Here is a 19948-nt window from a genome sequence, read left to right as displayed (position 1 = left end):
ATCCCCGGACGTCCATTGTGATGACAGATCTGTTGCCTGCTGCCTGAAAACTCGTCTTAGCCCTTGCGCATGATCAGCACCAGCGCCACGAAGCCCAGCGCCGCCGCATACCACTGTTCCATATCGGTCAGTCCGACCCAGGCCAGGTTGATGTAAGCGGCCGTGAGCAGCCCGATGAACAGGCGGTCACCGCGCGTGGTGCGCATGGGCAAAAAGCCCTTGCGCTCGATGGTCGGCGAGCGGATCTCCCACACCGTCATGCCGATCAGCATCAGCACCACGCAGACGAAAAAGATCGCAACCGGTGGCGTCCACGACATCCACGACAAAGCATTTCCCATGATCACACTCTCCCCATTGCGAAGCCCTTGGCGATGTGGTTGCGCACGAACCAGATCACCAGGGCTCCCGGAACAATCGTCAGCACGCCGGCCGCGGCCAGGATGCCCCAATCCATGCCCGCCGCCGATGCGGTACGCGTCATGATGGCGCTGATGGGCTTGGCGTTGACGGAGGTGAGCGTACGGGCCAGCAGCAGTTCCACCCAGCTGAACATGAAGCAGAAGAAGGCCGTCACGCCCACGCCTGACTTGATCAGCGGCAGGAAGATGCGCAGGAAGAAACGCGGGAAGGAGAAGCCGTCGATATAGGCCGTCTCATCGATCTCGCGCGGCACGCCCGACATGAAGCCTTCCAGGATCCACACCGCCAGCGGCACGTTGAAGAGCATGTGCGCCAGCGCCACCGCGATGTGCGTGTCCGACAGCCCGATAGTGGAATAGAGCTGGAAGAACGGCAGCAGGAACACCGCCGGCGGTGTCATGCGGTTGGTCAGCAGCCAGAAGAACATGTGCTTGTCGCCCAGGAAGCGATAGCGCGAGAAGGCATACGCGGCCGGCAAGGCCACCAGCAGCGACATGACCGTGTTCATGGCCACGTAGATGATGGAGTTGATGTAGCCCGAATACCAGGACGGATCGGTGAAGATCGTCTTGTAGTTGTTCAGCGTCGGCGCATTGGGCCAGAGCGTGAAGACCGACAGCGTCTCCTCGTTGGTCTTCAGCGACGTGTTCAGCAGCCAGTACAGCGGCACCAGCGTGAAGGCGATGTAGACCAGCATCACCAGGGTGCGGGTGAAGGTCTTGTCCTGGGTCTTATTCATGTTGGCCACCCGAAGCATTGGCGTTGTTGCCGGCGCTCTGCATCCAGTTGTAGAGCACGAAGGACAACAGCAGGATGATGAGGAAGTAGATCAGCGAGAAGGCGGCAGCCGGACCAAGGTCGAACTGGCCCACGGCTTTCTGCGTGAGGTACTGGCTCAGGAAGGTGGTCGAGTTGCCGGGGCCGCCGCCGGTGAGCACGAAGGGCTCGGTGTAGATCATGAAGCTGTCCATGAAACGCAGCAGCACCGCAATGACCAGCACGCCGCGCATCTTGGGCAGCTGGATGAAACGGAATACCGCCCAGCGGCTGGCACCGTCGATCTGCGCCGCCTGGTAATACGCGTCCGGAATCGAACGCAGACCGGCGAAGGCCAGCAGCGCCACCAGCGGCGTCCAGTGCCACACGTCCATGAGCAGCACGGTCAGCCAGGCGTCCAGCGGATTGGATGCGTAGTTGTAATCGATGCCCAGCACGTTCAGCAGGTGGCCACCCAGCCCGATGTCGCCACGGCCGAAGATCTGCCAGATGGTGCCGACCACGTTCCATGGAATGAGCAGCGGCATGGCCAGGATCACCAGCGTGGCCGAGGATTTCCAGCCCTTGTGCGGCATGGCCAGCGCCAGGCCGATGCCCAGCGGCAGCTGCACCAGCAGCACGCAGAAGGAGAAGATCAGCTGGCGCAGCAGGGCCGCATGCAGCTCGCTGTCGCGCATGACGTCGCGGAACCAGTCCAGGCCCACGAAGACTTTCTGTTCGGGGCTGATGATGTCCTGCACCGAATAGTTGACCACCGTCATCAGCGGAATGATGGCCGAGAAGGCCACCGTCAGGAAGACCGGGAGGATGAAGAACCAGGCCTTGTTGTTGTAGGGCTTGTTCATGGCTTAGCGTCCAATTCTCTCGTCGTTGCTGAAGTAGATCGTCTCCGGCTTGGCCAGTCGCAGCCACTGTGCGCCGGTGGCGATCTTCAGTTCGGGCGCCACGCGCGCCTTCACGCTCATGCCCTCGAACTGCGCGGTCACCAGCTGGCTGGTGCCCAGATGTTGCACCTGGGTGACCTCGGCGCTGACGGCACCGGCCGTACCGGGTGCGGCCAGTTCGACAAATTCGGGACGGATGCCCAGCTTGAGGTCACCGCGGCTGTTCTTCAGGGCCTGCAATTGCGCGGCCTCGACCTGCAGGCGCTGCTGGCCCAGCAGGACCGCATCGCCCTCCACGCGCACCGGGCAGAAGTTCATGCCGGGGCTGCCGATGAAGTAACCGACGAAGGTGTGATCCGGGCGCAGGAACAGCGCCTCCGGCTTGCCCTGCTGCACCACCTTGCCCTCGGTCATGACCACCACTTCATCGGCGAAGGTCAGCGCCTCGACCTGGTCGTGGGTGACGTAGATGAGGGTCAGCTTCAACTGGTGATGGATTTCCTTCAACTTCTGGCGCAGCTCCCACTTCATGTGCGGATCGATCACCGTCAGCGGTTCATCGAAGAGGATCGCCGCAACATCCTTGCGCACCAGGCCACGGCCCAGCGAAATCTTTTGCTTGGCGTCGGCCGAGAGGCCGGCGGCGCGCTGCTTGAGGTCGCGGGTCAGGTCGAGCATCTCGGCGATCTCGCGCACGCGGGCCTGCACTTCGCGCTCGGCGATCTTGCGGTTGCGCAGCGGGAAGGCCAGGTTGTCGAACACGCTCATGGTGTCGTAGAGGACCGGGAACTGGAACACCTGCGCGATGTTGCGATCGCGGGTGGCCATGCGGGTCATGTCGCGGCCATCGAAGAGCACCTGCCCTTCGGAAGGCTGCAGCAGGCCGGAAATGATGTTCAACAGCGTGGACTTGCCGCAGCCCGAGGGGCCCAGCAGCGCATAGGCGCCACCGTCTTCCCACACCATGTTCATGGGTTGCAGGGCATAGTCCTTGAGGCTGGCCGGGTTGCCACTGTAGGCGTGGCCCAGGTTCTTGAATTCGATGCGGGCCATGTCAGCGGGTCTCCAGCGGGGCGCTCAGCAGGCGTCCCTGTGTATCGAACAGGAAGGCCTTGGCGGCGGCGATGCTCACTTGCACCGTGCTGCCGATGGCCACTTCATGCACGCCCGACAGCTGCGCCACCAGGGGCACGTCGCCATGGCGCAGGTGCAGGTAGGTTTCGGAACCGGAGAGTTCGGCCAGCGTCACGCTGCAGCCCAGGCTCACGCCGGGCGCAGCGAGCGCTTCCAGGCGCACGTCGTTGCAGCGGATGCCCAGCTTGCAGAGCTGGCCTTCGGACAGGGACAAGGTGCGTCCGGCGATTTCCAGCACGCTGCCATCGTTCATGCGGATGGCGGCCACGCCGTGGCCGGTGGAGATGGCCGTGGCGTCCAGCAGGTTCATCGGCGGATCATTGAAGATCGCTGCCACGCGGGTGGAGGCCGGGCTGTTGAACAGTTCCAGGGTCGGCGCGAATTGCAGCAGGCGGCCCTCGTGCATCACGGCGGTGTGGCCGCCCAGCAGCAGCGCTTCCTGCGGCTCGGTGGTGGCGTAGACCACGGTGGTGTCGCCGGTGGCGAAGAGCGAGATCAGTTCGCTGCGCAATTCCTCGCGCAGCTTGTAGTCGAGGTTGACCAGCGGTTCATCGAGCAGCACCAGCGGGGCGCGCTTGATGAGCGCACGCGCCAGTGCGCAGCGTTGCTGCTGGCCACCGGAGAGCTCCAGCGGCAGGCGCTGCAGCAGGTGCGTGATGTGCAGCTTGTCGGCGATTTCCTTGACGCGCTTGTTGATCTCCTGCTCGGGTTGCTTCTGCAGGCGCAGCGGCGCTGCGATGTTCTCGAACACCGTCAGGCCGGGGTAGTTGATGAATTGCTGGTACACCATCGCCAGGTTGCGCTCGCGCACGCCCACGCCGGTGACGTCCTGGCCATCGACCAGCACGCGCCCTGCGGTGGGCTTGTCGAGCCCGGCGATGATGCGCATCAGGGACGTCTTGCCGGCCTGGGTCGGGCCCAGCAGGACGTTGATGCCGCCTTTGGCAAGATTGAGGTCAAGCGGGTACAGGTGCGTTTCGGCACCGACCGTCTTGGCCACTTGTTTCAATTCCAGGGTCACGCTGTCTCCTCGCTACATTTTTGATTGATCTGCTGTGCGGTGACCTGGCTCAGTGAGGCGCGGCGTCCGGCAGATTCGCCAGCCACGCCTCCAGCCGTCCTCTGTGCTGCGGCCCGCAGTGCAGGCCCAGCTTGCTTCGCCGCCACAGGATGTCATCCGCACCGCGCGCCCACTCGTGTTGCACCAGGTAGCGCGCCTCGGCCTCGTAGAGGCCCGGTGTCAGTTCTTCGCCCAGCGCCGCCAGGCTGTCGGCCTGGCCGATGATCTGGTCCACGCGTGAACCATAGCTGCGCGCATAGCGATGGGCAAGCCCGGCCGGCAGCCAAGGAGTGCGTGCCTGCAGCTTGCGCAGGTAGGCTTCGAAGTCGTAGCGCGCCACCATCTTGCCGGGCTGTTCCAGGTCGCCGCCGGGCAGCGGCGCACCGGCCGTCCACGGCTGGCTCGATGCGCCCAGGTGCGGGGCCAGCATGGACAGCGCTTCTTCGGCCAGCTTGCGATAGGTGGTGATCTTGCCGCCCCAGACGTTCAACATGGGCGCGCCGGCATCGTCGCATTCGAGCAGGTAGTCGCGCGTGATGGCCGAGGCATTCTCGGCGCTGTCGTCCAGCAAGGGACGCACGCCGGAGTAGGTCCAGACCACGTCTTCCTTGCCGATCTGGCGCTTGAAGTAACGGTTGGCCATCTCGCAGAGATAATCGATTTCTTCCGCATCGATCTCGACCTTGCCGGCATCGCCGTGGTATTCGAGGTCGGTGGTGCCGATGAGGGTGAATTCTTCCTGATAGGGGATGGCGAAGATGATGCGCTTGTCCGGGTTCTGGAAGATGTAGGCGTAGGGGTGGTCGAACAGGCGCTTGACCACGATGTGGCTGCCCTTGATCAGGCGCAGGCTGCGCCCGGTCTTGGCCTGCGGCACCGACTGCGCAAAGCGCGCGGCCCAAGGACCGGCGGCGTTGACGATGGCGCGGGCGCGCACTTCTTCCTGCTGTACGCCGCTGGCGTGCTGGTGTTCCAGCACCGCATGCCAGGTATCGCCTTCGCGGCGGGCGCTGATGCACTTGGTGCGGGTGAGGATGCGGGCACCGCGTTCCTGGGCATCCATGGCGTTCAAGACCACCAGGCGCGCATCGTCGACCCAGCCATCGGAATAGACGAAGCCCTTGCGATAGTCGCCCTTCAACGGCTGCCCGCCCGGATGGCGGGCGAGGTTCGCGCCTTCGGAGGCGGGCAGGATCTCGCGCTTGGCGAGGTAGTCGTACATGAACAGGCCGGCGCGGATCATCCAGGCCGGACGCTGGTTGGCGTCGTGCGGCATGACGAAGCGCAGCGGCCAGATGATGTGCGGTGCCGAGCGCAGCAGGACTTCGCGTTCCTGCAGGGCCTTGCGCACCAGCTTGAATTCGTAATATTCGAGGTAGCGCAAGCCGCCGTGGATGAGCTTGGTGCTGGCCGAGGAGGTATGTTGGGCCAGGTCATGCTGCTCGCACAGCAGCACGCGCAGGCCGCGCCCGGCCGCATCGCGCGCAATGCCTGCGCCGTTGATGCCGCCGCCTACCACCAAGAGATCATATTCGAGCGTCATTCGCCGCTTCTCCGTATTGGATCCGTATGGGTTCCGGGTTGTAACTGTATTGGTGCCGCAGCAAAACTGTACTGGCCGCGCCAATGACACCGTACTGCTGTCGGGGCTGCCACTGTATTGCTGTCGTGTTTCCGCTGTATTACTGCCGTATTGGTGCCGTATTGGTGCCGTGTTGCTTGTGTGCGGTAACCGTATTGCCGTCTCAGCGGTTCCGCTGTGTTTGCGTGCAACAGCTGCCGGGGCAACCCCGCACTTTCCCGGGAGTTGCCAATGCACCGTAAGATAAGCGACATCCCGAAAGTAAATCAACAATTATTTGTTGTTTTATGTTCGTTTATGTTTTTTAATGTTCATATCCAATCAAAAGTGTTTCCCAAAAATCAACGGATTTCGATCACCTCCATGCTCAATCCCAGGCAACAGACGCTGCTGGAATGCGTTCGCAAGCACGGCACCATTTCGGTGGAAGAGCTGGCCCAGCAGTTGAACGTGACCACCCAGACCGTGCGCCGCGACGTCAAGGCGATGGTTGATGCCAGTTTGCTGGCGCGTTATCACGGCGGGGTCGGGCTGCTGTCCTCGACCGAGAACATTGCCTATCCCGAGCGCCAGGTCATGCATGCCGACGCCAAGCGCCGCATCGGCCGCACGGTGGCGGCGCGGGTGCCGGATGGCTGTTCGCTGATCCTGAACCTGGGCACGACTACGGAAGAGGTGGCGCGCGCCCTGCAGCAGCACAAGAACCTGCACGTGGTGACCAACAACCTGAACGTGGCCAATTCGCTGGCCAGCAATCCGGCGCTCGAGGTCATCATTGCCGGCGGCGTGGTGCGCGCGCGCGATCGCGGCATCGTGGGCGAGGCCACCATCGATTTCATCCGGCAGTTCAAGGTGGACATCGGCATCATCGGCATTTCCAGCATCGAGATGGATGGCGTCTTGCGTGACTTCGATGCCCGTGAAGTCAAGGTCGCCCAGACCATCATCGAGCAGTCGCGCCAGGTCTGGCTGGTGGCCGATGCCAGCAAGTTCGGGCGGCAGGCGCTGGTGAAGATGGCGCACCTGTCGCAGATCGACGTGCTCTTCACCGATGCCCCGCCCCCGCCGGAACTGGCGACCCTGCTGGCGGAAACCGATGTGGAAGTGGTGATCGCAAAGTAAGCGCGTCAGGCACGCATGCGACAAAGGCATGCGCAACTGCACTCACCTTGTTTTTCAACGATGGGCGACATGGATCAATCCATGCGCAATCATCGATTGTCGTCGTGCGGCACGCGGAGGATATTGACGCTTGCAGGCAGGAACAACAGTTGGCCATTGCAGCACAAGGCCGCGTCCTGCCCTGGCATCCCGTTGATCCCCCCGAGGAGTGCATATGACGCAAATGATGAAAGCGGCCGTCGTCCGCGAATTCGGCAAGCCCCTGTCGATTGAACAAGTGCCCGTCCCCACGCCTGGTCCGGGCCAGATCCTGGTCAAGTTCGAAGCCAGCGGTGTCTGCCATACCGACCTGCATGCGGCCCATGGCGACTGGCCCGTCAAACCCACACCCCCGTTCATTCCCGGCCACGAAGGCACGGGCTACGTCGCAGCACTGGGCGCGGGCGTGAAGCACGTCAAGGAAGGCGACCGCGTCGGCGTGCCCTGGCTGCATACGGCCTGTGGCTGCTGCTCGCCCTGCCGCACCGGCTGGGAAACCCTGTGCGCCGAACAACAGAACACCGGCTATTCGGTCAACGGCAGCTTTGCCGAATATGGCCTGGCCGATCCCAACTTCGTCGGCCACCTGCCCGCTGGCCTGGACTTCGGCCCGGCCGCCCCCGTGCTGTGCGCGGGCGTGACCGTCTACAAGGGCTTGAAGGAAACCGAGGTGCGCCCCGGTGAGTGGGTGGTGATCTCCGGCATCGGCGGCCTGGGCCACATGGCCGTGCAATACGCCAAGGCCATGGGCATGCACGTAGTCGCTGCCGACATCCACGAAGACAAACTGGCGCTGGCCAAAAAACTGGGCGCCGACCTGACCGTCGATGGCCGCGACCACAATGCGGTGGCCGAAGTCCAGCGCATCATCGGTGGCGCGCATGGTGCGCTGGTAACGGCGGTGTCGCCCAAGGCGATGGAACAGGCGTTCGGTTTCCTGCGTGCACGCGGCACCATGGCGCTGGTGGGCCTGCCACCGGGCGACATCAGCCTGCCGGTGTTCAATACGGTGTTGAAGCGCATCACCGTGCGCGGCTCCATCGTCGGCACGCGCCAGGATCTGGAAGAGTCGCTGGTCTTTGCGGCCGAAGGCAAGGTGGCGGCGCACTTTACCTGGGACAAGCTGGACAACATCAATGCCATCTTTGCGCGCATGGAAGAGGGCAAGATTGATGGGCGGATTGTGCTGGACTTGAAGTAAGCAGTCCCGGCGTACGCAGAACTTTGACGCAATAAAAAATGACGGCTTCTCGGGAAGCCGTCATTTTCGTTGAAGCCGCTGCCTGCTCAAACCCGGCTCGGCTCCTTGGGTTGCCACTGCTTGATACCAGCGAGCACATCACGCATCTTTTCACGCGCGACTTCTGTGTCATACGTGACTTGCGCGCGCAGCCAGTATCCGTCGGAGAGGCCGAAGAAGCGTGCAAGCCGCAAATCGGTATCGGGTGTTACGGCACGCTTGCCATTGACGATCTCGCTGATGCGCAATTGCGATACGCCGATTTCCTTGGCCAAGCGGTATTGGGTAATACCGCAGGGCTTCAGAAATTCGATCTTGAGCAATTCGCCGGGCGATACAGCCCTGATCTCTCGCATGATGCCTGTCTCTCGGAAGTAACAAAGGGAGCAGCATTCTGCCCGAGCCGAATCACGAAGCGAAGCAGCATCGCGAACAACTGATGACAATCTGGCTTCGCTTCGATCTCACCGCACTCTTACCAATACCCCAACACCTTCCACCACACCATCCCCACCGTCGCAAACACCAGCAATTCCACCACCGCCATCACGAAACCCACGCCCCACCACTTGCCCATGGACACGTAACCGCTACCAAAGATGATCGGCGAAGTGCCGGTAGCGTAATGCGTCAGCGTCATCATCACGCCCGAGCCCGCGGTCATCATCAGCATGAAGGGGACCACGTACTGCGGCGGCAGCAATTGCGCGCCCACAGTGAGGAAGGCCAGCATCATCGCGCTGATGTGCGCGGTGGTGCTGGCGAAGAAGTAATGCGACAGGACGAACACCAGCAGCAGCACTGCAGCCACCGCGATCCAGCCCATGCCGCTGGCCACGATGGCGGCCTTCATGCCTTCCGAGAACCAGGCCACCACGCCGGTCTTGTTCAACTGCTCGGCCAGCATCACCAGGGCACCGAACCACACCAGCGTATCCCACGCGCTCTTTTCCGAGAGCACGTCCTCCCAGTCAATCGTGCCGGTGATGATGAGCACGAACAATCCAACGAACGCCACCACCGTGGGATCGAGCGTGAAGGCCGCCCCCAGCAGCATGGCCGGGACGTTGGCCCACAGCAGCAGCAACAGCGCAAAGGTCCCCAGCATCACCTTCTCGCTGGCCCCGAGGCGACCCATCTTGTCCAGCTCGCTGCGGGCGTAGTCCACCGCATTGGGCGTGGACTTCAGCTCCGGCGGCGAGAGCAGGTAGATCACCATCGGCATGATCAGCAGGCACACCAGGCCCGGCAGCAGCATGCACAGCGCCCAGGTGGTCCATGAGAGTTGCAGCGCATGGCCGGTGGCCTTGGCCACATAGTTGACCACCAGCGGATTGGGCGCGGTGGCGGTGAGGAACATGGCCGAGGTGATCGGATTGGCGTGATAGTTGACCAGCGCCAGATAGGTGCCGACCTTGTTCTGCGTGCCCTTGGCCGGATCGGAATCGAAGGCATTGGCAATCGACTTCATGATGGGATGCACAATGCCGCCGCCACGCGCCGTATTGCTGGGCGTGAAAGGAGCCAGCACCAGTTCGCAGATGGCCAGCCCGTAGCCGATGCCCACCGTGCGCTTGCCCAGCAGCGCAATGAACATCAGCCCCACACGGCGACCCAGACCAGTCTTCTTCAAGCCGCGCGAAATCAGGATGGCCACCACGATGAGCCAGATCAGCGGATTGGAAAAACTCGCCAGCGCATCGGCAATCGCGCCTTTGGAGGAAGTCGAGGTGACCTGCGACAGCGAGACGATGACGATGGCCATCATCGCCATCACGCCGATGGGCATGACCTTCAGGATGATGGCCACGATGGTGGTGAGGAAGATCGCCACCAGTGCCCAGGCCTTGGGCTCCAGCCCCGCCGGGCAGGGTGTGAGCAGCAGCAGGATCAGGACCGCCGTGGCGATCAGGGCCGGACCCAGCTTGAACGGGACGGCATCGTTGAAATACTTGAAGGTGGCTTTGAGTTGATTGAACATCGCATCATCCTGGAAGACTTGTAAAAGCAAGATGGCCGCACAGCCTGTTGCCGTGCGGCCATCCTGGTGCCAAGTATAGTCAGCCGGGTGAGTGCGCTGTTGCGCTCATTGCCGATGTTTTGATCTGGGCCAGCCAAGCGCCAGTTTTATGGTCCCTCAGTGGAAGATCTCGGCCACCAGTGTGGCACCGATGAAGGTACCGGCGTTGGCGGCGAAGGACACCAGCACGATGCGCCAGCCCAGGCGGCGGAACGCCGGGATATCCTTGGCCAGCGACAGACCGGCGAAGGTCAGCATCACCGGTGTCACCGACAGGAAATTGATCTTGCCGGTCAGCGCCACCAGTTGTGCGGCCCACGGACAGAGCGGCGAAGTCAGCGCCATGGCCACGATGGAGACCCAGCACACCGCCGGCACCTTGCGGCCGGTCAGGCGGCACAGCATGTCGCCCACGGCCACTGCGGCCACGATCACCAGCATGCCCGGCAAGGTCTCGACGGGCTTGCTGCCATACAGGATCCAGTCGCTCACCAGCGTCAGTACTGCGGCCACGCCCCAGGCTCCCCACTTCTGCAGTTCGCTCAGTTCCGGAACTTCGGCATGATCGCTGGCCGTGACCTGGCTCTGCTCGGTCGAGGCACGCGTGGTGCGGCCCAGGATGGGCTCCAGAATCCGATAGCCATACACCGCCAGCGGCAGCGAGATGAACAGCGTGAAGTAAGTCCCCAGCGTGGTGGTGATCAGGTTGCTGGCGGCGGCGAAGGTCATGACATCCTTGGCCACTTCCGCGGTCTGCTGGGCAGCCACGGCGCCGGCGGCGGCGGCCATCATGCTGCCCGATCCGACACCTGCGCCCATGGCCAGCGCGTAGGGATGGAAGATGTTGAGGCTGGCCAGGAAACCGGCCAGGATGGCGATGAACACGGCACCGAACAGGGTGCCGGTCAGATACTCGGCCAGCACGCCGCGTCCCTCGGGAGAATCCATGCCATAGCGCTCGCCGATGATGGCCAGGCTGGGTTCGCGCCCCACCGAGAAGGTCGCACCGATGGCTTCGCGCTTGATGCCCAGCAGCAGTGCCAGGGGCAGGCCGATCAGGATGGTGCCGACGAAGTGGCCCAGCTCCTGGAAGGCCAGCGCCCAGCCGGCGGCGGCCAGCTTGGGCAGCGAACTGCCGACCATCAGACCGAGTTTGGCGATGAACAGCAGCAGCGCCGGCTGCAGCACCGACGCGGCACGAAACTGCAGGGACGTATCCAGGCGCAAGGGCGCGGGCATGGACTTGTGCAGCAAGCCCAGCAACCCGCCCATGATGATGGCCCACACCATCGGCAGCAACACCACCTTGCCCGGACCGACATTGAGCGTGACCGAACCGATCCAGTCGGCCAGCAACATCACGATGGCCGTGAAGAAGTACAGCTTCAGGAAGGGAAAGCGGGTCCGCTCTCCCTGTGGTTGCGCGACATGGCTTGCGTAGCTTGCTTGCATCTTGCTTCTCCCTCGTGACGTTGGCCGCCCGGCATCGGCCGGGCAGCCCTCTGTGATGGTGGATCGGTCGGTGTGGTGCTGCCATCGTCAGCCGGCGTAGCCGAAGGGCGTGGCCGGATTGGCTGCGGTCTCGACCCACACGCTCTTGGTCTGCGTGTAGTCGTAGAGCGCTTCCATGCCGCTGGAGCGCCCGTAGCCGCTGCGATTGAAACCGCCGAAGGGCGAGGCTACGTTGATGGTCTTGTAGCTGTTGACCCAGAAGGTACCGGCGTTCACGCCCGCAGCCACCCGATGCGCACGTGCCACGTCGCGCGTCCACACCGCACCGGCCAGACCGAATTCGCTGTCGTTGGCAATGGCGATGGCCTCGGCCTCATCCTCGAAAGGAATGGCCACGGCCACCGGACCGAAGATCTCCGCGCGCGCCACCTCCATTGCATTGTTGGCCTGCGCCAGCAAGGTCGGCCGCACGAAATAGCCCTCATCGCCATAACGCGTATGACCGGCGGCCAGGGTCGCGCCTGCTTCCAGTCCGCTGGCCACCATGCGCTGGATGTGTTCGTACTGGCGGCGGTTGTTGATGGGCCCGACTTCGGTGCTGTCCTCCAGCGGTGCGCCGAGCCGGATCTTTTCCGCGCCGGCCGCAACCGTCTCGACGAACTGCTCATACACCTTGCGCTGGACCAGCAGGCGCGAACCCGCCACGCAACTCTGTCCGGCCCCCGAGAAGATGGCCGCCTGCGCACCGAAGGCGGCCAGGCGCAGGTCGGCATCATCGAAGATGATGTTGGCCGACTTGCCGCCCAATTCCAGCACGCAGGGCATCACGCGTTCGGCGGCGGCCTTGGCGATGAGCGCACCGGTGGCGGGCGAGCCGACGAAGATCACCTTCTTCACCGACCAGGTCGCCATGGCCTGCGGCACCATGCTCTGGCCGAGGCCGGCCAGCACGTTGACCAGCCCGACCGGCAGACCGGCCTGCTCACCGAGGCGCGCGATGGCCAGCGACGAGAACGGCGTCAGCTCCGAGGGCTTGAGCAGTACCGCATTGCCGGTGGCCAGCGCCGGACCGAGCTGCCAGCCACAGGTAAAGGCCGGGGCATTCCACGGCGTCATCTGCAGCACCGTGCCGTAAGGTTCGCGGCGGGTGTAGTTCAGGTGCGAACTGGGGACCGGAATGACTTCGCCATAGAACTTGTCGGCCCATCCGGCGTAATACTCGAACATCTCGGCAACCTTCTGCATCTCGGCACGGCAGTCGCGAATCGGCTTGCCGGAGGAGATCGCTTCCAGCCGCGCCAGGGCTTCGGCCTCGGCCCGGATGACCGCGCCCACCGCGTACAGCGCGCGGCCACGGGCCGCATGGCTCAGTGCCCACCACTGGCGTTGCGCAAGCTGGGCGGCCGCTGCAGCGGCCTCCACTGCAGCGGCACCGCCATCGCGGTAACTCAGCGAAGGACGGCCGGTCGCCGGGTTGTAGAGCTGGATGCTCTCGCCCTGCCCGGCCACCAGCTCGCCGTTGATCCAGGAGCCGATTTCCTTGGCTGCGGGGAAGAAATGGCCGAAGGCCAGCATCAGTTGGTCTGTGTCATGGGGCTGCATGCGTGCTCCGGCAATCAATGTTGGGAAGGTTCGATGTAAGTCACGATGCGGTTGAAATCTTCCGCATCAGCCAGGCGCTCCACGCTCCTGGCCCACAGCCGCCCGGCTTCCTGCGCCAGCGGCGTGGCACTCCCGGTCTGTTCGATCAGGTTCATGGCCAGGCGCAGGTCCTTGCGCATCAGTTTCATGGTGAAGCCGGAATCGAAGGCTTCATTGAAGATCCAGGTCGGATAGAAATGCTCGATCACCTTGCTGTTGGCCGAGCCGGCGGCCAGCCCCTGGAAGATCTGGCGCGCATCCAGTCCGGCAGCCGCAGCGATGCGCGCGGCCTCACCGGCGATGAGCAGATGGGTGCCGGTGACCAGGTTGTTGAGCAGCTTGGCCACATGGCCGGCACCCACCGGACCGACGTGCACGCGCTTGGCGCTCATCACGGCCAGCACCGGTTCGATGCGCGCCACGATCTCGGCGCTGCCGCCGATGACCATGCCCATGGTGGCCGTGGCCGCGCCCTTGGGGCCGCCGCTGACCGGCGCATCGACCAGTTCCATCCCCGCTGCCTGCAACTCGGCCGCCAGGCGGCGCGTGCTGTTGGGGTCGGCGGTAGTGGTATCGACGATCACCAGTCCGGCCTTGCCACTGTGCAACAGCCCGCCCTCGCCCAGCACGACCTGCTCCACGATGTCCGAGGTCGGCAGCGACAGCACCACCAGTTCCACCGCCGCAGCCAAAGCCGCAATCGTCTCCACGCAATGCAATCCCCGCTGCGCCAGCTCCGTGCGGGTCGCTGCGAGGGCGTCATAGCCGGTCACCTCATAGCCCCCGCGCTGCAGGGAAAATGCCATCCCGCGGCCCATGTTGCCCAGGCCAATCACTCCGATTTTCTTCATCCTTGTCCTCTGCGTTCTCTTGCGATCAACTCATCTTCACCAAATCGAGGCAGGCTTGCGCCAGCGTGATGCGCGGCTCGCACCGATTTTGCGCATCGCAGCAAAATCACCGAAATACACCACAAGATGCACGGTGTTCACTGTGTTTTGCACGAACTTGCCTTTGATGGACGTTGAGTTTGGCGGCTTTGATCACTACAATCAATCCGCACAGATCATGTTTATTGTTCTAATTTCGAGAACACGGAGAATCCGATGGGCGAGACCCTCAACGACCACCGCATCGCCTATCTGCACGAGGCAGTACGCAGCGGCAGCGTGCGCGCTGCGGCCGACGCGCTGGACATCGCGCCTTCGGCGGTGAGCCGCCAGATCAGCCTGCTGGAACAGGAGCTGGCGGTGCCGCTGATCGAACGCCACAAACGCGGCGTCAGTCCGACCGAGGCCGGGGCCCTGCTGCTGGAGTATTACCGCGAACAGCGTTCGCACCAGTCCGACGTGCTGGCCAAGCTGCAGGAGATCCGCGGACTCAAGCGCGGATCGATCAACATCATCATGGGGGAAGGATTCATCTCGGACATGGTGAGCGGACCCATCAAGCAGTTCTGCAAGAAGTATCCGGAGATCTCACTGGTGCTGGATCTGGCAGGCACCAACGAAGTCGTCAGTGCGGTCGCGGCCGATGAGGCGGAAATCGGGTTGGTCTTCAATCCGCCGGTGGAAGCCAAGATCGTCAGCCGCGCGGTGGCGCGCCAGCCCATGTATGCCATCGTGGGACGGCAGTTTCCCTTGCTGGGCAAGGTGGAATCGGTGACGCTGCGCGAGCTGGCGGCCTATCCGATGGCGCTCACGCATCTGGCCTATGGCACGCGGCAACTGGTGGAAGCCGCCACGCTGATCGAGAAGACCCGCCTGACGCCGACCATCACCACCAACTCGATTGCCATCCTCAAGCATTTCGTGAAGTCCGAGCTGGGCTTCACGCTCTTGCCCCTCTTCGCGGTCACTACCGAACTGGCGGCGCGTGAACTGTACGCAATCCCGGTGCGCAATACGCTGCTGACACGCTCGGAGGCGCATCTCATCACGCGCACCGGACGGCAATTGTCGACGGCCGCCAACCGGCTGCTGCAGCACCTGAGTACGCGCATGAAGGCCTTTCAGGATTAGGGCCTGTTCACGCAGGTCAGGCGGCCTGCGCGACATCGCCCTCGCCGAAATAGAAGGCCTGGATATCGGCGCGCTCCCGCAGCGCCCGGGCGTCGCCGCTCAACACGCTGTGCCCGTGCTCCAGCACCGTGGCGCGATGCGCGTACTGCAGCGCCACCGCCGAATTCTGTTCGGCCACCAGCAGGGCCACGCCCTCCTCGCGGTTGAGCCGGCTCAGTTGCGCAAAGATGTCCGCCACCACCTTCGGTGCCAGCCCCATCGAGGGCTCATCCAGCACCAGCAGCCGCGGCCGCGAGATCAGCGCGCGGCCGATGGCCAGCATCTGCTGCTCGCCGCCCGAGCACAGCCCGGCCAGGCTGCGGCGACGCTGATGCAGCAGCGGAAAGAAGGCATAGATGCGATCCAGTGCCTCCCGCAGCACGGCACGCCGCGTGAAGTGCGCAGGCCAGCCGGTCAGCAGATTCTCTTCCACGCTGAGGGACGAAAAACAATGCCGTCCTTCCAGCACCTGCGCCAGTCCCTGCCGCACCAAGTCGGCAGGACTGCTGCGCGCCACCTCCCGCCCCTCGAACAGGATGCGTCCGCCGCGTACCTGCCCGCGCTGCGCCGCCAGCAGATTGGAGACCGCCTTGAGCGTGGTCGACTTGCCCGCGCCATTGGCCCCCAGCAGGGCGTGGATCTCGCCCGCCTGTACGTCCAGGCTCACATCCTGCAAGGCCAGCAGCGCGCCCTGATAACGCACCTCGATGGACTCGATCTGCAACAGCGGCGCACTCATCTCAGCTCCATGCGTGGAAAGGCGGCTTGACGCCATTGAGGTAGTAATTGCCGACGATGGCGTATTTCCAGCGCACCGGATCATGCAGCGTGTGCGTGCGCGCATTGCGCCAATGACGGTCCAGGTTGTACTGGCCCAGCGTGGAACGCGTGCCCGCCAGTTCGAACAGCTTGTTGGTGGCGTGGATGGCGATCTCGGTGGAGAGCACCTTGGCTTCCGCCGTCAGGATCTGCGCACGCGCCACGTTCTCGGCATCAGGAGCGGCGACGGCCGCATCGATGGCGCGGCCCGCGCGTTCCAGCAGCGCTTCGCTGGCATGCAGGCGGATCTGCAGGTCGCCCACGGCCTGGATGGAATACGGATCTTCCCAGGCGTGATCGCGCTGGCTGTCGATCCACGGGCGCGACTTGGTGCGCACGAAGTCCTGGGTATCGGCAATCGCGGCGCGGGCAATGCCCACGTCCACCGCAGCCTGGATGATCTGGAAGATGGCCCCGTCGGCGGAGGGTTCGAGGTAGCCCTTGTAGGCCGGGATCAGATGCGTCTTCGGCACTTTCACCTGATCGATGATGACGGTGCCGCTCAGGGTAGTGCGCTGGCCGAAGGCTGACCAGTCGTCGATGACGGTCAAGCCCGGTGCATTGCGCTCGGCCACCACGTACCAGGTGCGGTTCTCTTCATCATTGGCGACGATGGGCACGTAATGCGCCAGCAGCGCGCCGGTGGAGTAAAACTTCTTGCCGCTTACGATGACGTGGTCACCGGCATCGACGAAGCGCGTCTCGAAGTCCGCAGCCCGCTTGGATCCCGACTCGGAGAAGGCATTGCCCCACCGCACGCCGCGCAGGAAATCGGCAAAGAAACGCTGTTGCTGTTCCGGATCGGAAACGGTGCGCACCGCCGCCACGAAGCCCAGGTGATTCTGCGTGATCTGGCCCAGCGACGGGTCGGCCGCGGAAATGATGGCGATCACTTCGGCCAGCGTGGCATAGGAGACTTCGGCCCCGCCGAAGGCACGCGGCACGTTGATGGCCCACAGGCCGCTTTGCGAATAGGCCTCGATCTCTTCCACCGGCCAGCGGCGCAGCTGGTCGCGTTCGGAAGCGCCTTGCGCCAGGCGCTTGGCCAGCGTGTGGGCGACGGCGATGGCTTCGGCGTCATCACGGATCACGTGCGCCGGTTGCGCCGCGCGCGGCAAGCCGGGTACCGGGCCGCTGGCGGGAGAATAAGACTGTGTGGAGGGGGCGAGCACGGCAGACATGGTCGGACCTTTCAGAAAAAATGGGGAAGTGGAAGAAGACGGCAGGTGGTCCCGCATCAGCGCATCACTGCATCACCGCAGGACCGCCCTGCCCTCAGTCATCGATGCTCTTGCGCACCTTGATGTTCTTTTCCTTGGCATAGGCCAGGGCGGACTTTTCGATGATGGGACGCAGCAGTTTCCAGTCCGGGGCGATCCAGTCGGAGACCACGTTCCACTGCTTGCCATCCCATTGCTGGAAGGCCACCAGGCCATCGCCTTCGTGGTTGTCCCAGGTCACGTGGATGGAGTGGAACAGGCCCTTGGCACCGAGTGCAGCCGTACGGGCCTGGTCGATATTGAGGTTCTCCAGACCCCAGCGGATTTCATCCCCGGTGAGCGTGCGCTTGCCGAATTTGGCCTGGGCGATGCGGATCGCTTCCACGTTGAGGATGCCGTTGAGCACGCCGAGATTGTGATAGACGCTGCCGATGCGCTTGGGATCCTGCAGGTTGCCCTTGCCAGCGCCGTAGACGGTCTTCTGGATTTCCTGCAGCACCGGATACTGCGCGCCTGCGGCCACGGTGGTGATGGCCACATAGCCCTTGGCAGCGTCACCGGCCGGGATCACGTCTTCCTCCGAATTGGACCAGACGTTGCCGATGATGTGATCCGCCGGGAAGCCCGACTTCTGCGCCGTCTTCAGCGCCACCGGGTTCATCACGCCCCAGCCGCGCAGCACCACATAGTCGGGCTTGGCGCGGCGGACCGCCAGCCATTGCGCCTGCTGGTCATTGCCGGGGTGCGGCACTTCGATCTGCTGCAGCGAGAAACCATATTTTTCCGACAGCAGCTTGTAGATCGGGATGGTCTCCTTGCCATAGGGCGAGCCGTGATACAGCACCACGATCTTCTTGCCCTTGAGCTTGTCGCTGCCGCCTTCCTTGCTGGCGATGTAGTTGACGATGCCCGAAGTCTCGCTGTAAGGGTTGAGCAGCAGCGGGAAGATGTACTTGAACACGCGCCCATCGGTGGTATCGGTGCGGCCGTGGTTGATGGTCAGCAGCGGTACCTTGTCGGCCGTGACGCGGTCCAGCAGCGCATAGGCGATGCCGACCGAGAGCGGATTCCAGGTGGCGATGTTGGGACGCTGCTTGAGGCGCTCGTAGACTTCCACGCCGCGCTCCACTTCGTACTGGGTCTCGCCTTCTTCCCAGGTCAGCTTGACGCCACCCACGCCGCCATCGCGCAGGTTGACCAGGTTCAGGTAATCGATGAAGCCGCCAAAGAAGCCGGTCCCGCCAGCCGCATACGGACCCACCCGGTAACTCTGCAGGGGGAAGAATTGTTCATCGGCATGGGCATGTTGCAGGCCTGCAGACAGGAGGGCTGCGGAGAGAATGAAGGTTTTTAATAATTTTGCGTGCAGCATGGTGAGAGAGCTTCTCCGTGGTGAGGGTGGATGTGAAGGTAAAAAGTTATGACGAGGACGGGCGCGCATGAAGGCGACGCCGTGCGCGTTCCCACAGGGCCGCCAGGCCCTGTGGCTCGACAATGAGGAAGAAGATGATCAGCGCCCCCAGCACGATGCGCTGGCTCATTTCCAGCACGCCGGAGTCGAACCACTGCCCCAGCAGCAGGCTGCCCAGGCGCGACAGCAGCAGCGGAAACACCACGATCAGCGCCGCCCCCAGGAAGGCCCCGCGAATGGTCGCCAGCCCGCCGATGATGACGATGAAGAGAATCTGCAACGAACGATCCAGATTGAAGCCGGCCGGCTCCACCGTGCGCAGGTAGACGAAGCCCCACAGCACACCGGCCACGCCGATGACGAAGGACGACACGGCAAAGGCCAGCAGCTTGGTGCGCAGCACCGGCACGCCGATCACGCGGGCGGCCTGTTCGTTGTCGCGCACGGCGATGAAGTGATGGCCGGTCTGGCTCTGCACCAGCCGCCAGCACAGCAAGGTCAGCACCGTGACGATGGCCAGCGCGAACAGGTAGCGGCCCGCCGGCGTATCGAAGGCCAGCCCGCCCACCACCAGCGGCGGCGCATCGATCACGCCGGACGGATTGTCATTGCTGAACCAGCTGAACTTGACCAGCACCCACTGCACGAAGAACTGCGCCGCCAGCGTCGAGACGGCCAGATAGAAACCGCGCAGGCGCAGACTGGGCAAGCCGAACACCAAACCGATGGCGGTCGCCGCCACGCCGGCCAGCGCGATGGAGACCAGCAGCGGCAGGCCCTCCACGCGCAAGTTGAGGTTGTAGGCAGCGAAGGCACCCACCGCCATGAAGGCCGAACTGCCCAGCGAGAGCTGGCCCGCGTAACCAGTCAGCAGATTGAGTCCGACCGCCGCCAGCGAGAGTGCCAGGAAAGGAATCAGCAAGGCATCGATGACATAGGGCGAGGCGAACCAGGGAAGAATGACCCAGGCCACCAGCAGCAACAGCAGCCAGGGTGCGGCACGCCGCCACGAGAGGCCACGCAGGGGCAGCACGCGCGGCGAAGAAGCGAGAGAAGTCGTCATG

The 19948-nt window shown here is 63.7% G+C and carries 17 protein-coding genes and 1 pseudogene; 3 read left to right on the top strand and 15 right to left on the bottom strand.

The window, feature by feature from the left end; translation table 11 throughout:
* Positions 1-56 precede the first annotated feature (56 nt).
* The 6 genes from JOD78_RS12245 to glpD are packed head-to-tail and all read right to left on the bottom strand — an operon-like array spanning position 57 to position 5821.
* Positions 57-341, bottom strand: a complete 285-nt coding sequence (locus JOD78_RS12245; RefSeq protein WP_039790026.1) for a DUF2160 domain-containing protein — start codon at positions 339-341, stop codon at positions 57-59.
* A 2-nt stretch (positions 342-343) separates the two neighbouring features.
* Positions 344-1162, bottom strand: coding sequence for a carbohydrate ABC transporter permease (locus tag JOD78_RS12240; RefSeq protein WP_088754752.1), 819 nt, complete (start codon positions 1160-1162; stop codon positions 344-346).
* The gene (locus JOD78_RS12235; RefSeq protein ID WP_121044573.1) at positions 1155-2045 is read right to left on the bottom strand and encodes a sugar ABC transporter permease; all 891 of its coding nucleotides are present in this window, start codon (positions 2043-2045) and stop codon (positions 1155-1157) included. Before JOD78_RS12235 ends, JOD78_RS12240 begins: the two co-directional genes overlap by 8 nt.
* A gap of 3 nt (positions 2046-2048) precedes the next feature.
* Positions 2049-3137 carry an ABC transporter ATP-binding protein gene (locus tag JOD78_RS12230; protein ID WP_209567907.1) on the bottom strand — a complete coding sequence of 363 codons (1089 nt, stop codon included), beginning with the start codon at positions 3135-3137 and terminating at the stop codon, positions 2049-2051.
* Position 3138: 1 nt separating this feature from the next.
* Complete coding sequence (locus tag JOD78_RS12225; RefSeq protein WP_209567909.1) at positions 3139-4239, bottom strand: ABC transporter ATP-binding protein; 1101 nt, start codon at positions 4237-4239, stop codon at positions 3139-3141.
* Between the two features lie 49 nt (positions 4240-4288).
* Positions 4289-5821 (bottom strand): glycerol-3-phosphate dehydrogenase, encoded by a 1533-nt coding sequence (gene glpD, locus JOD78_RS12220; protein WP_209567911.1) that lies wholly within the window; start codon positions 5819-5821, stop codon positions 4289-4291.
* Positions 5822-6223: 402 nt separating this feature from the next.
* On the opposite strand from glpD, the gene JOD78_RS12215 reads away from it, so the two are divergent.
* Together JOD78_RS12215 and adhP are read left to right on the top strand one after the other, a co-directional pair.
* On the top strand, positions 6224-6982 hold the full coding sequence (locus JOD78_RS12215) for a DeoR/GlpR family DNA-binding transcription regulator (RefSeq protein ID WP_034331224.1): 759 nt from the start codon (positions 6224-6226) through the stop codon (positions 6980-6982).
* A 214-nt stretch (positions 6983-7196) separates the two neighbouring features.
* Positions 7197-8222, top strand: coding sequence for an alcohol dehydrogenase AdhP (adhP, locus tag JOD78_RS12210; RefSeq protein ID WP_121044585.1), 1026 nt, complete (start codon positions 7197-7199; stop codon positions 8220-8222).
* Between the two features lie 86 nt (positions 8223-8308).
* Here the strand turns inward: adhP and JOD78_RS12205 are convergent, their stop codons facing one another.
* The 5 genes and pseudogenes from JOD78_RS12205 to JOD78_RS12185 all read right to left on the bottom strand — a co-directional run.
* Positions 8309-8617, bottom strand: coding sequence for a HigA family addiction module antitoxin (locus JOD78_RS12205; RefSeq protein WP_134137283.1), 309 nt, complete (start codon positions 8615-8617; stop codon positions 8309-8311).
* Between the two features lie 119 nt (positions 8618-8736).
* Positions 8737-10242 (bottom strand): DASS family sodium-coupled anion symporter, encoded by a 1506-nt coding sequence (locus tag JOD78_RS12200; protein ID WP_134137285.1) that lies wholly within the window; start codon positions 10240-10242, stop codon positions 8737-8739.
* A gap of 156 nt (positions 10243-10398) precedes the next feature.
* Positions 10399-11733, bottom strand: coding sequence for a DUF3100 domain-containing protein (locus JOD78_RS12195; protein WP_121044595.1), 1335 nt, complete (start codon positions 11731-11733; stop codon positions 10399-10401).
* Between the two features lie 87 nt (positions 11734-11820).
* A complete protein-coding gene (locus JOD78_RS12190; RefSeq protein ID WP_121044598.1) occupies positions 11821-13335 on the bottom strand; it encodes an aldehyde dehydrogenase family protein in 1515 nt (504 codons plus the stop codon).
* A 14-nt stretch (positions 13336-13349) separates the two neighbouring features.
* Positions 13350-14231 (bottom strand): annotated as a pseudogene (locus tag JOD78_RS12185) (NAD(P)-dependent oxidoreductase); the annotation flags it as partial.
* 249 nt (positions 14232-14480) lie between these two features.
* Between JOD78_RS12185 and JOD78_RS12180 the strand changes: the two are divergent.
* A complete protein-coding gene (locus JOD78_RS12180; RefSeq protein ID WP_034341250.1) occupies positions 14481-15395 on the top strand; it encodes a LysR family transcriptional regulator in 915 nt (304 codons plus the stop codon).
* Between the two features lie 16 nt (positions 15396-15411).
* Here JOD78_RS12180 and JOD78_RS12175 read toward each other — a convergent pair whose 3' ends face one another.
* From JOD78_RS12175 to JOD78_RS12160, 4 genes are all read right to left on the bottom strand, one after another.
* Positions 15412-16173, bottom strand: coding sequence for an ABC transporter ATP-binding protein (locus tag JOD78_RS12175; RefSeq protein WP_121044605.1), 762 nt, complete (start codon positions 16171-16173; stop codon positions 15412-15414).
* Between the two features lies 1 nt (position 16174).
* A complete protein-coding gene (locus JOD78_RS12170; RefSeq protein WP_051057714.1) occupies positions 16175-17434 on the bottom strand; it encodes an SfnB family sulfur acquisition oxidoreductase in 1260 nt (419 codons plus the stop codon).
* A 94-nt stretch (positions 17435-17528) separates the two neighbouring features.
* Positions 17529-18845 carry an ABC transporter substrate-binding protein gene (locus JOD78_RS12165; RefSeq protein WP_121044608.1) on the bottom strand — a complete coding sequence of 439 codons (1317 nt, stop codon included), beginning with the start codon at positions 18843-18845 and terminating at the stop codon, positions 17529-17531.
* A gap of 46 nt (positions 18846-18891) precedes the next feature.
* Positions 18892-19947: a branched-chain amino acid ABC transporter permease gene (locus tag JOD78_RS12160; protein ID WP_121044610.1), complete on the bottom strand. Its 1056-nt coding sequence runs from the start codon at positions 19945-19947 to the stop codon at positions 18892-18894.
* Position 19948: the final 1 nt, after the last annotated feature.

This window comes from Herbaspirillum sp. 1130 (assembly GCF_017833835.1).
Taxonomy (GTDB): domain Bacteria; phylum Pseudomonadota; class Gammaproteobacteria; order Burkholderiales; family Burkholderiaceae_D; genus Herbaspirillum; species Herbaspirillum huttiense.
Note: the sequence above shows the minus strand (reverse complement) of the source record. Positions and strands in the feature narration are given on the sequence as shown.